Source organism: Mesorhizobium sp. U510, from assembly GCF_059180695.1.
This window is the reverse complement of record NZ_CP180531.1, coordinates 163,277-176,409: the sequence shown is the minus strand read 5'-3', so window position 1 is coordinate 176,409 and position 13,133 is coordinate 163,277. Positions and strand designations below refer to the sequence as shown.

Below are 13,133 nucleotides of genomic sequence, written 5' to 3'. Positions count from 1 at the left end.
AACGCCGGTCGGCAAATTCAGACTTTCGCCAGTTCCGCTTGCACAAAGGCGTGGCTTTCCCGCGCTCCGGCGGCAGGATCGGCCCAGGCGTCGAGTTCGTTGCAGATCCAACCCGTGTAACTGATGTCCTTCAGGGCCCGGATCACGGCGCCATTGTCGCAATCGCCCCGGCCGACCGGCACGAAGGCGAACGGGTCGCGCTGCCAGCCCTTGAGGTGGACGTAGGAAATGCGTGACGCGTGCTCGCGCACCATCGCTGCCACGTCGCCTCCGGCAGCGGCCAGATGCGCGGTATCCGGACAGAACCCGATCGCGGTCTTGCCGAAGATCGTCCGAACCTCGTCCGGGTTCTCGACGATGGTGGAAAGGTGGGGGTGGTAGTGAGCTTTCAGGCTGCGCTGCGCGGCGATTGCCATCACCTTGTCGAGCGCAGAAGCCAAGGCATCGTAGTCGCTTTGGCGCGTCCCGTCGTGGCGCCGCGCGCCGCCGCCAACAACCAAATGCTCGGCGCCGAGCGCCCGCGCTGCGTCCGCTGCCTTGGTGACGCGCGCCAGTTCTTCGTCAAGGATGTCCGCGAAGATGAAGTTGCCGCCAGTATAGACCGAGACCAGCGACAGGCCCGTGTCGGCGAGGATCTTGCGCATAGCGGCGTAATCGTCGCCTTCGCTTTCCACGACATTGCCGTCGAAGAACTCAATACCATCATAGCCCGCTGCCGCGATATCGCGCGCGGCCTCGGCCATGTCCCCGAACGTCCGGTAGGCCAAACGGTTGATGGAGGTCACACCAACGGCGTCGCCCCCAAGCGGACCCCAGCAATTGGCGTGATAGGCCAGCTTCCAAGCAGTCATGGCGTCTCCTCCCGACACGGCTCAAATGCTTTTGTATTTGCAAACGCACCTTTAGTTGATAAAAAACAAAAGTCAAACTACTTTCTGTGTTAGGGACAAAATTGGGCATTGCGTCTTCTGAAAGTGCTCGTCCATGGTGGACCAGAAAGGAGCAATCGGCTGTGGCTAGGACTGGCTTGGGAGGCACCGCAGTTGCGGATCCAGATCGATCCGGGGAGACAGGTTCTCCGGCGGCGGCCGATCGCGTAAAAGCCCTCGAAGCCGAACGCCAGAGTCTTGTTTCGCTTCTCAACATTCTGCGCTCAAGTGAGACTTGCACGCGCCTCGACCTCGAACGAGAGGCCAGGCTAGGACGCGCCGTGGTCACGGACCGGCTGTCGACGCTTGCTGCTTTCGGCCTTGTTGACGAAGGCGGTGTCGGGCGCTCCATAGGCGGGCGCGCGCCGCGACTGGTGCGGTTCCGATCGGAGGCCGCGCGCATTCTGGTTGCCAACATCGACGGCGACACCATCGGCCTTGGTCTCGCCGATCTGGACGGGCGGCTGATCCTTGAGCACTACGAGGATTTTGACGCCGCTTCCCCAGCGCAGGCACTGTTCAATCGGCTCGAGGCGCTGTTCAACTGGTCGCTCGGCAAGGATGGTGCTCCGCTGTGGGCGATTGGTCTGGGGGCGCCGGGCGCGGTTGAGCAGAAGGACTCGAAAAGCCTGGCCGTCCCCAAGCTTAGCGCGATGCCTGCTTGGGACGAGGCGAAGCTTCTGGAACGTTTGATACATCGTTTCCAAGCGCCAGTCTGGGTGCGGGGCGCCGTGCAGATGGAAACGATGGGTGAACTAAGCGCCCTTTCAGTACAAGCAAGCCGCGACATGCTTTATGTCGACCTTGGCTCGGATATCACCGCCGGAATCGTCGTCGACGGGCGCCTGCATCGTGGCGCGCAAGGCATAGCGGGACAGATAGGGCATATTTACGCCGGCGAGCCGCACAAGCGCATTTGCGGTTGCGGCAATGTTGGCTGCCTGCAAACCGTCGCCGGCTGCGATGCCATCGCTGAAGCTGGCCTACGCGCGGCGAAAGAGGGACGAAGCCGTCTTCTCGGTGAAACGCTCGCCGCGACCGGGAAGGTGACGGTGGCAGACATTGGCACGGCGGCCCGCCTTGGCGATCCGTTCTCGGCCGACCTGCTGGCGCAGTCCGGACGGCTGATCGGGACCGTTCTGGCGACGTTGGCCAATATGCTCAACCCGTCGATGATCGTTCTCGGCGGCGAACTGTCCCAAACGGGGGACATCTGCCTGGCGGCGATCCGGGAGGGTATCTACGGGCACGCGCAGCCGCTCATCAGCCGCGATATCAGTATTGTCCATTCGCGCATGGGGCGGTCAGCTGGACTTGTCGGTGCCGCAACCGTCGCCGTGACTGAACTGTTCGCACCAGCGTTCCTCAGCGAATGGATCGTATCTGGCACGCCGCTTGCCCACGCCGGGGTTACCGGTTTGCTGGCCGTTGCCGAGAAGACTGCTATGACTGGCGGTTGAGCGTGCAGTCCGCCCGCTGTCGCGCAGTCACCGCGGTCAGCCGTGATGCTTGCAAACCCGAACCCCTGCGGTAGGTTCGATCCAATAAAGCTGCCCCGCAGAGGTGGCGGGCGGGAGGAGCAACGGGATGCAGAGAGCTGATGCAGCAATTCCGTCTGGATGTGCGTTGCCGGTTTCGTCCGTCGCGCGTCCACTGGTTGCAGGTTTGGGGCCACACGGCGAACGGCCGGCATCTCCCGAATTGCTGCTCCCATCTGCCGACATGCTGGAGCGCGCCAGGGAAAGAGCCTTCCGCGTGGCGATCGTGCTGCACACGACCGCTTCGGATTGGGCGCAGCGTCAGATAGCGGGCATCAAGGCCGGCTTGGAGCTGGCCGGCGCCGTCGTCGTTGACATCGTCGATTGCGGCTACGACGCGGCCACCCAGATCGCAGCGATCGAGCGGCTGGTGCAATCGAAGCCTGATGCCGTGATCAGCATCCCCGTCGGAAGCACGGCCGTGGCCGCAGCTTTCCGCAAACTGGCGGTCGCCGGGATCAAGCTCATCCTACTCGACAACGCGCCTTCCGGCCTGCTTCAGGAGACCGACTATGTAAGCGTCATATCGTCGGACAATTTCGGCCTTGGCCAGATCGCCGCCAGTCTAATTTCGCCGCACATCCGGCAGAACGGCACAGTCTGCGTGGTTGCCTACAATGTCGACTTCTTTGCGACGGCGCAGCGTGAGATCGCATTCGGCAAGTGGATGCAGCACGAGCGCCCGGACATCACACTGACGCAGCTGAAATTTGAAGTGCCAGCAAATGCCGGCAGCGCGGTTGGTCTCTACCTCGATGCCAATCCTGACCTGGATGGACTGTTTGTCGTCTGGGACGAGCCAGCAGTTGCATCGCTGCCGGCTTTTTCTGGCCGCTCCCGGATCCCGGTCATGACCACGGTGGATCTCGGTAGCGCGATCGCTGAGGCCCTTCTTGAAGGAACGATCGTCAAGGGAGTTGCCGCGCAGCGGCCTTTCGAACAGGGCGAGATCGCGGCGATGGCCGCGATTGTCGGGCTGACCGGCAATGCTGTGCCGCCGTGGATTGTGCTGCCGGGGGTAGCCGTGACCTCTGGCAATGTCGCGGAAGTCTACAAGCACGTCGGCGGCGCGCCCAACTTCTATTGAGATGACATTACGAGAGGTTGCACGAAGGCGCGACAAACGGTTGAATCTTTTTTGACGTTTGGCAATACGTCAGGAGCAAATCCGACCTTGGGGTGTTGAAAAAATTCCCTGGCACTGGATCCATAGCTTCCATCTAAACAACGGGCGGGCCGCATCAGTGCGGGCTACTCTGAGCGAAGCTAGCCTTCATATGCCGCGATGGCATTGACATGACCATTGTCCGCGCCACGAAATGGCTATGCGCGATTGTGGTAGCTGCGCTTCTGTTGGCGGTGCTTGGCATCCGCAGTGCCGCTGTCGTCATTGCAAGGGAAGTGTGCATCAGGTCTTAAGATGTTTCCGTTGCAGCGCATGGTTCCAAAATTCTTTGTGATACTTTTGCGGTCATCGAGCCGGATGAGATCGTATCTTCGAAGGTCGCGGTCTGGAACGGCGGCTTCCAAGCGACCTAGCCGAAAGCCGACCGTCTGCAGTCGGCCCCAAAATGATACGCTGGAAACTTCGAGGGTAGGGACAATTCGTGGCGCAAACGAGTTATAAGCTCCGAGCAGGTATCGCTGTTCGCGAAACGGGCGATTGCCGGACATTGTGATGTCGAATGTTGGCCAGCTGCACAGGTCTGCCCTAAAAGCCTTTGAACGCCAGCTTTGCGCCCCATGTCGGCTGTTAGAACCCAGTCACTTCCGACCACTGAAAGCAGACAATAGCGGCAACCACGCTGGAGGCCCTAGTTGCGCCTCATGTGAGCCGAAGAGGCAACTAGGATGCGTCGTCTTAGCCGGTCGACCTAGGGTCATTTGGTTTCTGCGTCTGAATCGCGAGCGCCAAGTTAGCTTCGTGCAGAGATGCATGACGCGTTGGACTGCCGACCCTAGCCTTGGTCGTCGTAGGCTGCGAGCGCTTTGGCGACACCCCCAACGAGATGTTCAAGATCACTTGCATGTTCGTACGCAGTCCCGGTTTGCGCAAATTGCATCGGCGAAAAGTCAGGCGCTATACGCTTGACCTCTGCCATAGTGCGCTGAGCTTCCTTCAGTTCGCCGAGTTGCGCGTAGCACCCCGCCAACCTTGTCAGTCGCCAGGGGGATTTTGAGGGGACCTTGGACATGCTGACAAGCGCGGCCTTGTAGTCTCCAGCTGAGTATAGCGCGATGGCGCGATCATAGTGGTACCAATCAGGATGAATCGGGTTGATCCGTATCGCACTGTCAATCGCCGCGAGTGCTTCAAGAGGCCTGCCTCTCATAGAGAGCAGGAATCCCATTTGCGCAATCGTATCGGCGTCATAGGGATTGAGGTCGAGCGCGCGCTGAAGATGATGCTCAGCTGCTTCGAACTGGCGCGCGTAGATCAAAGCCTGGGCGAGCACGCGATGGCAGCGCGGCTCTTCCGGCGCCAAGGTCACCGCACACTCCGCGCGATCGATCAGCGAACCAAGCAATGTCGGGGGCGCCTCGGCATAGCCAGCGATAATGAGATCGGCGAGCACGGTGTAGGAATGCGCCAGGGCGTAGCTCGGGTCCTTTTCGACCGCAGCCTGGAAAAGACTGCGCGCAGCCTTGTTGTCATCATCGCCATACCCGCGCAGCCTGGCCAGTCCACGCAAGAGAAGCTCGTATGCGGCCAGGCTGTCGGGAGGCCTTGGGGTCGCCTGCTTAACGCCTGCATCGTCGAGCCGAGCGACCAGCCGGTTCACCACGCGGCGGGCGATTTCTTCCTGCATGTCGAAGATCTGACCGCCAGACGCGGAAAAAGTATCGCTCCAGAGGACGCCACCCGTCAAAGCAGCAATGAGACTGACGGTGACCCGCATGCCGTCCGCGCGAGTCGTCGCCCTGCCGCGAACCAGATAGGTTGCGCCAAGACTGTCGCCAATGGCACGCCAATCGGAAGCGGCGTCGGAGACAAATGCAAATCCGGAATTGCGCGCCAGAACAACGATCGTTCCAAAGCGAGCCAACGCGTTGACAATGTCCTCGGCGAAACCGTCGATCAAAGGGGTGTCTTCCGGCGCGCCTTCATTGCTGAAACGCAGCACCGCGACGCTCGGCTGTCCGGAGCGCTCTTGCTTTGGCGTCTCGAGTAGCGAGAGGACGTAGCCACGTTTGGCGACCGTACGGATGATGGTTTGGCTTTCGTCCTGCAGTGCCTTTCGCAACTCCCTGACCGCTTGCGTCAGCGAGTCCTCGGTCACGAAGACATCAGGCCAAACCGCTGACATCAGTTCCGATTTGGTCGCGACGCGTCCAACATTCCTGCAGAGATAGGTCAACAGATCGAACGCCTTGGAGCGCAGAGCAACAGGTTTCCCGTCGCGGAGAAGCTGCCCGCGCGCAAGATCAAGCTCGCAACTGCCAAGTGCCAGTACGCGCCCTGCGTTTTCCCCAGACATCGAATGCCGATCTGACCAACTCGACCAAACGCTGCCTTATTGGTGTCTTGATCGGCTTCGACGTCAAGGGATCAGGAGAATTTGATCCACCTTCACCTTGGTTGGACGTCATGCGCCTCTCCATGGTCATGATCTCCAGCATCTCGAACATTGTTCCAGGCATGGGCGCACAAGGCGACGCAGCCATGACGGTGGATGCATATTCCAGGAGTTCCTGCCGGGCGGCTTGGCGCGTATCCTCATTCGTTGACATAATTGACCTCATCCGGTTCGTTCCCTTCTGAGAACAATGAAGCCAAAGAACCGGCGCGTACCGGAAGATTTCTGAAATTCTGCTGAATCTTTCTTATCGTTGGGTCTGCCGTGTCAACCCTGTCGGCTGGCCTTGTATTGAAGGGAATGCTAATATTGGTCAGGCTGGCGAATGCCATTCCAGCTTCTCCAGCTTCGCGCGGCCAATGGCGGCAGCTGGTGTCGAGGGGGACGCATGCGGATCGCAATGATAGGGGCGGGCGGCATAGGCGGCTATCTCGGCGCAAGGCTCGTCGAGGCGGGGGCCGACGTCAGCTTCATCGCTCGCGGTGCCCACTTGCAGGCAATGCGCCAGGACGGCCTGCGAATTCAAAGCGATCTCGGCAACGTCTTTCTCCCCAGTGTGTCCGCGAGCGACGCGCCGGCCGACATCGGTCCCGTCGATCTCGCGATTTTTGCGGTCAAGCTCTACGACAGTGAGAAGGCCGCCGCAGCGCTCGGACCGCTCATTAGCAGGAATACGCGTATCGTGACGTTGCAAAATGGCATCGACAGCGTCGAGACGCTCGGTCGTCATGTTCCTCGCGACCAGGTGATTGGCGGAGCCACCTACTTGTCCGCATTCATCAAACAGCCCGGCGAAGTCGTCCACGCTGGCGGGCTGCGTCACATCCTGGTCGGCGGGCACCGCGAGCCTCTCATCAAGGATCTTCAGGCGCTCTGCGATCGTGCTGTCGGGCTCGAGCTGAAGCCGGTTGCCGACATCGACAATGTGCTGTGGGAGAAGTTCGTGACACTTGCTGCGTTCTCTGGAGGAACGTCGCTCATGCGCTCCGGGATCGGTCCGATCCTCGACGACCCCGAGGCACGTATCTTCGTAGAGCAGCTGCGCGACGAGGGGATGGCGGTCGCGGCGGCGGCTGGCCATCCGATGGCCGATGGGTTCGAAGGGCGCGTCATAACCAGATGGACCGCATTCCCCCCGCACGTAAAATCGTCGATGGCCAACGACCTCGAAAGAGGAAAGCCGATCGAGGTCGCCTGGCTTTCCGGACGCATGCACGAGTTGGGCATCAAGTTCGGTATTGCGACCCCTGGCCACACGGCGGTCTTCCGCGCCTTGCATCTCTACGCAGAGGGTGCCGCCCCCTAGCGGTGTCCCATCAATGTTCCTTGGGAGGATAACATGGCAAGTTCGTCGAGCGAGAGCATGCCGGTGACGACAGCTGACGAGGCAACCGGCACCCAGGACATTTTCAATAAGGAGCTGGAGACTTATCGCAGGGTCGTGGCCACCAACCTCATGTTTCACCGCGAGGTCTATGGGCTCCTGCGCGATCTGCTCGTCGAGCATGCCCCAGGGTCGTTTCGATTCCTCGACGTGGCATGCGGCGATGCCACTGCCTCCGCAGCGATGCTGAAGACAACCGCGGTCGGCGGCTATGTCGGCATCGACCGGTCGGAAGCGTCACTGAGGCTGGCCGATCGCGCTCGACGGGCTCCCGTGCCCGGTCGAGCTGCGCCGCGGCGATTTCGCGGAAGCGATGGCGAACTGGTCGGAACCCGTCGACGTGATCTGGATAGGCATGTCGCTGCACCACCTGGCGACCGAAGGCAAGGCGAGGCTGATGCGGCACGCCCGCAGGGCCTTGGGCGGCCCGGGCCTATTCGTCATCTGGGAGCCGACCCTGTTCGAGGGAGAGGATCGCGCCGCCTGGCTCGCCCGCTTCTCCTTGCAGCGCGATAGATGGTCAACCCTTTCCGACGAGGAGTGCGCTGCCATGAAACGGCATATGCTTGTGGCCGACTTCCCCGAAACCGCCGACACATGGCTCGGCATGGGGCGTGATGCCGGGTTTCGCCGCGCGGAGGAGATTTTCATGATGCCCAACAGAATGGGCCGAGTGTTTCGCTACTGGAACTAGCCAGCGCGTCCGGGCGACAATGTCATCAAATCCGAACCCGGGCGAGATCCCGACGGGCGACGCTCCGGTTCCCGCCGCCATCGTGTTGGTTGGTCGCCGGGGCCGCCTGCGCCCGCTCGACGCCGAAAGAGACGCATCCCGTCTCTACCCGCTCTCGCACGACGAGCATATGCATGCCACTGGGTCGATATGAAAGTGGGGCCGTTCGCCACCGAACAGGCTTTCACCGAGCATGTCGTCGCCCTGGTGGCGGATCCCAAGCGAGCCTTCCTCACGGTAGACGGTCCCGATGGCAAGGCGCTTGGGTGGCTCTGCCTGATGGAAGCAAAACCCGCCCATCGTGTGGTTGAGCTCGGCTATGTGCTCTACACGCCGCCGCTGCAACGCACGGGGCTCGCCGCCCACCGACTGGCGGCCGAACCCAGGGCAAGGCCAAGGGCGGATGAAACGCGGCGGCCATCCGTCCTTTGCGGGGGTAGTGCGGTGGAAAAGGTGCCGCGCCTGAACAGGCGGAGTTTGCGAGTGGCCGACGCCGGCTGCTAAATATATGCGCGCATGCTAATATCACTGAATCTAAACGAAAGAGACACAAGGCCAGTCGGTCTTGACAATGTCACGGGCCCTGCCTCCGCGATGGCCACGCGGCGCGGCAATGTCCTAAAGGCACACACCTGAGCAATCGCCTGCGGCCGACAATTTTTGCCCACCGGTCCCATAGCTTTGAGTCAAAGGCGACTGAAACAGGCGAGCACGCTCGGTGAGCGAGGCGCGAATAAAGGCGCGCAAGACTGTCCGCGCCGTTCGTCTTCGATGCCAATCACGCCCGCGTCGGCGACATCGGCATGGGACATTAGCACCTTCTCGATCTCGGCAGGCCAGACTTTGAATCCGGAAACGTTGATCATCCGTTTGCGGCGATCGGTGATGTAGAAGAAGCCGTCGGCATCCACATGGCCTATGTCGCCTGTCATAAAGAGCTTCTTCCCATTGCGATGCATATAGGTGGCCTCCGTTTCCGCCGGTCGGCCGAAATATCCGCTGAACAGTTGCGGTGAGACGATGACGAGCTCTCCATCGACGCCAGTCTCGCAAGGCTCTCCTGTGTCAAGTGAGACGATACTCGCTTCAACACCCTCGAGCGGGAGGCCGATCGATCCCGGCTTCGGCGCAGCGCGCGGATTCATGTGCGTCGCCGCCATGGTTTCAGTCATGCCGAACCCCTCGACGTAGTGCAGCCCGGTGACAGCATGGACCCGCTCGTGCAAGGAAACTGACATGGGAGCGCCACCGCCACCCAGGAATTTCAGACTCGATAGATCGTACCTTGCGATGCTTGTCGCTTCGACAAAATCTTTCATCATGGTCGCGACGTTACGCCAGCACGTGACCTTGTGACGCTCGATCAACTTTGCGGCGATCTCAGCATTCCAATGCCCTGCAAGGACAAGGGCCGCGCCCGCTGCGATCGGCACGTTCATGGAGCTTTGCATGCCGGTGACGTGATAAAGTGGAAGGCTTACCAGGGCGACGTCATCCGACGTGATAGCGCTGGCTTTGCGCGTGCTTGCGATAGCGCGCTGGACCCCGACATGGAGGTGTGCGCACCCTTTCGGATCGCCTGTCGTGCCCGATGTATAGACGATAAGCGCAAGGTCATCGCCTTGCCCCCCTCGCTTTGCAACCATCTCTCCGCATTCTGTGGCCTGCTCGAAGGATTTCCACCGCTGTCCAGCGAGGCCGACATCCAATCGTTTTTTCTCTGGGGCACCAACGATCAAGCCGCCGCGCAGGCATTCAACCGGCCCCGCCAGCAAGACTGAAGCCTGCTCGCCGTATGTAACCGCGAGCCCGGGCTTCGCATCAGCCAGGATTTGCTGGACTTCGCGCGCGGCCTTTCTGGGATTTATGGGAACGACGACGCCTCCGGCCCGCAGCACCGCATAATAGGAAACGATGAATTCCAGGTCGTTTTCGAGGATAAGCAGCACTGCCTCGCCGCGCGCTATCGACAACTTGGATTGCAGGAACGCGGCCACCGCAGTTGCCAGTTGATCGAGCTCTTTATAGGTAAGTACACGATCTTCGATGTAGACCGCGGGCTTGGTGGGATACCGTTCGGCTGAAGCGCTGAGGTTGGCGTCAAGGGGGTGGACTGCAAAACTCATGAGGTTCGGCCCGTGCTCGTGGCGGGGGATTCAGGAGATCAGTTCGCCTCCGTCTGCGACGATGACCTGCCCAGTCACATAGGCGCTCGCATCGGACGCCAGAAACAGAGCCACCCCGGCAATATCCTCCGGCGTCCCTATTCGACGAAGTGGCGTGCGATTTTCGATCTTCTCCAGCCATTCCGGATCTTCCCACAATTCCCGCGCGAACTCCGTCTTGATGAGGCCGGGCGCTATGGAATTAACTCGAATACCGCTCGGACCCCACTCAACCGCCAAATTGCGGGTCAGCTGGATCAGCGCAGCCTTGGAAACCCCATAGGCACTCGCCCTTAGAGCCGCGCAGGGCGGCAATGCTCGAAATCATGATCACCGATCCGCCGCCAGCGTTCACAATATAGGGAAGCGCCGCCTTGCAGAGCCAAAGATTGCCCTGCAGGTTGGTGGCAAAGATCTTTTCAAAAGCGGCGTCTTCAATGTCGGTTAGAGACCCATAGAAGGGATTGGCAGCTGCGTTGCCGACGACGATGTCAAGACGACCGTACTGGCTAACGGCTTTATTGACGAGTTGTTCGACCTGATCCCTTTTGCTCATGTTACAAGGTTGAGAAATCGCTTCAATCCTAGATGCCTAAGACCGTCCTCACAATTCTCTTTCCTGCGGCTCGAGACGACAATTTTGGCTCCAGCCTGCCCAAGAGCTTGTGCTATCGCCAAACCGATGCCCCTTGTCGATCCGGTGACGATCGCAACCTTATCTGGAATCTCGAACATCTGCCTTCCCGGTAGGCGATGGATCAAGATGCACCCGTGGGGCATTCACGTCAAACGCAAGCGGTCATAGCGACGGCAAGGTGTAGGCCGCATCCTGGCCGACGAGGAGAGAACGGCCGATCGCCACATGTGCATTCAGTGCAGAGAGAGGAATACACCCCATGGCAGGGGGTTACGTCGCGCTGTTGGATTGCAATATCGGTGGAACAGTGTCCTCTGAAGGCGGCTTAGAGCGTCCGCCATAAGAACGACAGGCCCACTCCGTGAGTTCACACCCCTAGTTGCGGAACCGGTAGACGCGCGCCAGTCTGTTGGGCACAATCATCAACTCGTCCGCAGTTCGGAAACCGGCTTCGTGGCCCATGCGAATCCAAGTAGCGGCCGTCTCGGAATAATCAGATGCACGGCAGTGGCTCTCAAAGGCGGCGAACTCCTCGTCAGTGACCCCAGACCACTCCGGTCGCACCTGATGAAAACGCTCAAGCCATCCTTCGCGATCTTCCCCCTCCAGGCGCGTCGGCTCCCAGATCATGAAAAGACCGCCTGGTGGTAAAAGGTCGCGGATTTTGCGCATAAGGGTGACCTTGTCGTGCGCAAGGAGATGGTGCAGAGACTGACCAATCCACACGACGTCGAGCGGCCCTTTCCAGGAATCGATGGCCGCAACGAAATCCTCGCACCGCAGTTCAACCGGACAGGTCAGAGGTGCAAGCGCTTGCTTCGCGACGTCGAGAGACTCCTGAGAAATGTCCACGCCGATGTAGCGTGCGATGGGAGTGCCGGTCAGCGCCGATGCTGAACCAGGAGCTGTGCCGCACGCAAGATCGGCAAAGACGAATTCGTCGATGACCTCATCGAGCAGCGTATGCCGCAGGGTTTCATAGACCTCCCTATGGGCCATGTAGTTAGCCACGACAACTTTTTGGTATGTGGCAAGGCCTTTCGCGAATAGTTCCTGGTCGGACTTCATGGTCCCTCCGACGAATAATGTCGCATCGAACGCGTAAGAAATTGGCTCTAACCTGATATTGGACTGGGCTGGGAAAATGTCATCCTTTTCACCGAAGCCGTCAATATTCTTAGTGGCGCGAATCCCGCTAACGTCAATATCCATGGAGCTTCCCGGCGTCCTATTGCCGGGGATGGTCTGGACCAACTTCAACAGGGGCTCATGGACCTAACCAAGGGCATGATAGTGGTCGCAAAGGTAGTCGGGCAGCGGGCGATGATGCTCTTGTGCAACTCCTCTGCTGCCGCAGGGAGCGGTCGACTACAACCTGCGATAGCTGTTTGGAAGGTTGGTAATGGCCATGGGCGATGTCCGTTTAAGCGGTTCCCCGCGTCGTTTGGCATCCGTCTGGGCAAGGTCGGACGCGGCGCCTTCGCTCTGGCGGTGCGGCCGGCCGTGGCGGACGATCCGCTCTCGAGCGAGCGGATGGACGCGATGCTGTCGGCGCGCGCGGCACTGTGGAAACAGTATTGCCGGCTACACGATCTCGTCGTCAAAACGGTGGCGCGCAGCGAACCGTGCCGGCGCTTCATGGCCATCCCCGGCGTCGGCCCGCTGACGGCGCTTTCGTTCATGACGGCGATCGATGATCCCCCACGCTTCCGCCGCTCACGCGACGTCGCGGCCTATTTTGGCCTCACCTCGCGGCGCAGTCAGGCACCTCGATCGACGTTCAGGGCCGCATCTCCAAGGTAGGCGACGCGGACGTGTGGCGCGCACTCTACGAAGCGGTGTCGGGTTTGATGACGCGCTTCAAGGACAAGGACAGGGTCAAGAGCTGGGGCCGGGAGGTCGCCAAACGCTCCTGCCACCGCAAAGCCTGTGTCGCGGTGGCACGCAAGCTGGCGGTGATCATGCACGCCATGTGGAGCGATGGAACGTTCTACGTCGGCGATGCGGCCGCGGGCCAGACTGACGCCGCTGCGCGCGCCCATGGCAATGCCCGCAAGCTTCTGAGGGCCTATCGATGAGCAGAAGACCGACAGTTGAAACGCATGACTCCCGCACGCTGACAGACGCCATCCGAACAAGGGGGATCCGCTCCGGCGGATGAGGACCGAT

Annotated in this window: 10 protein-coding genes and 2 pseudogenes; 6 read left to right on the top strand and 6 right to left on the bottom strand. The window is 60.5% G+C overall.

Annotated elements, in window-relative coordinates; translation table 11 throughout:
• Positions 1 to 17: 17 nt before the first annotated feature.
• Positions 18 to 851 (bottom strand): sugar phosphate isomerase/epimerase family protein, encoded by an 834-nt coding sequence (locus ACLGL5_RS00890; RefSeq protein ID WP_019863616.1) that lies wholly within the window; start codon positions 849 to 851, stop codon positions 18 to 20.
• Positions 852 to 1,210: 359 nt separating this feature from the next.
• On the opposite strand from ACLGL5_RS00890, the gene ACLGL5_RS00885 reads away from it, so the two are divergent.
• Both ACLGL5_RS00885 and ACLGL5_RS00880 read left to right on the top strand, forming a co-directional pair.
• Positions 1,211 to 2,389, top strand: coding sequence for an ROK family protein (locus ACLGL5_RS00885; RefSeq protein WP_019863617.1), 1,179 nt, complete (start codon positions 1,211 to 1,213; stop codon positions 2,387 to 2,389).
• Between the two features lie 295 nt (positions 2,390 to 2,684).
• Entirely contained in the window at positions 2,685 to 3,554 is an 870-nt protein-coding gene (locus ACLGL5_RS00880; protein WP_167626485.1) for a substrate-binding domain-containing protein, read from the top strand.
• An 871-nt stretch (positions 3,555 to 4,425) separates the two neighbouring features.
• Here the strand turns inward: ACLGL5_RS00880 and ACLGL5_RS00875 are convergent.
• Together ACLGL5_RS00875 and ACLGL5_RS00870 are read right to left on the bottom strand one after the other, a co-directional pair.
• On the bottom strand, positions 4,426 to 5,946 hold the full coding sequence (locus ACLGL5_RS00875; protein ID WP_199201982.1) for a winged helix-turn-helix domain-containing protein: 1,521 nt from the start codon (positions 5,944 to 5,946) through the stop codon (positions 4,426 to 4,428).
• Positions 5,947 to 6,185: 239 nt separating this feature from the next.
• Positions 6,186 to 6,377, bottom strand: a complete 192-nt coding sequence (locus ACLGL5_RS00870; RefSeq protein WP_199201983.1) for a hypothetical protein — start codon at positions 6,375 to 6,377, stop codon at positions 6,186 to 6,188.
• A 56-nt stretch (positions 6,378 to 6,433) separates the two neighbouring features.
• On the opposite strand from ACLGL5_RS00870, the gene ACLGL5_RS00865 reads away from it, so the two are divergent.
• The 3 genes from ACLGL5_RS00865 to ACLGL5_RS00855 all read left to right on the top strand — a co-directional run bounded on the left by ACLGL5_RS00865 (position 6,434) and on the right by ACLGL5_RS00855 (position 8,666).
• Positions 6,434 to 7,351: a ketopantoate reductase family protein gene (locus ACLGL5_RS00865; RefSeq protein WP_019863621.1), complete on the top strand. Its 918-nt coding sequence runs from the start codon at positions 6,434 to 6,436 to the stop codon at positions 7,349 to 7,351.
• Between the two features lie 391 nt (positions 7,352 to 7,742).
• Positions 7,743 to 8,123, top strand: a complete 381-nt coding sequence (locus tag ACLGL5_RS00860) for a class I SAM-dependent methyltransferase (protein WP_019863622.1) — start codon at positions 7,743 to 7,745, stop codon at positions 8,121 to 8,123.
• 195 nt (positions 8,124 to 8,318) lie between these two features.
• Positions 8,319 to 8,666 (top strand): GNAT family N-acetyltransferase, encoded by a 348-nt coding sequence (locus ACLGL5_RS00855; RefSeq protein ID WP_199202382.1) that lies wholly within the window; start codon positions 8,319 to 8,321, stop codon positions 8,664 to 8,666.
• Positions 8,667 to 8,848: 182 nt separating this feature from the next.
• On the opposite strand, the gene ACLGL5_RS00850 is transcribed toward ACLGL5_RS00855, so the two are convergent.
• From ACLGL5_RS00850 to ACLGL5_RS00840, 3 genes and pseudogenes are all read right to left on the bottom strand, one after another.
• Positions 8,849 to 10,288, bottom strand: coding sequence for an AMP-binding protein (locus ACLGL5_RS00850; RefSeq protein WP_494372730.1), 1,440 nt, complete (start codon positions 10,286 to 10,288; stop codon positions 8,849 to 8,851).
• A gap of 30 nt (positions 10,289 to 10,318) precedes the next feature.
• Positions 10,319 to 11,062, bottom strand: a pseudogene (locus ACLGL5_RS00845) (SDR family NAD(P)-dependent oxidoreductase).
• Positions 11,063 to 11,339: 277 nt separating this feature from the next.
• A complete protein-coding gene (locus ACLGL5_RS00840; RefSeq protein WP_199202384.1) occupies positions 11,340 to 12,176 on the bottom strand; it encodes a class I SAM-dependent methyltransferase in 837 nt (278 codons plus the stop codon).
• Positions 12,177 to 12,404: 228 nt separating this feature from the next.
• Between ACLGL5_RS00840 and ACLGL5_RS00835 the strand changes: the two are divergent.
• Positions 12,405 to 13,042 (top strand): annotated as a pseudogene (locus ACLGL5_RS00835) (transposase); the annotation flags it as partial.
• Positions 13,043 to 13,133: the final 91 nt, after the last annotated feature.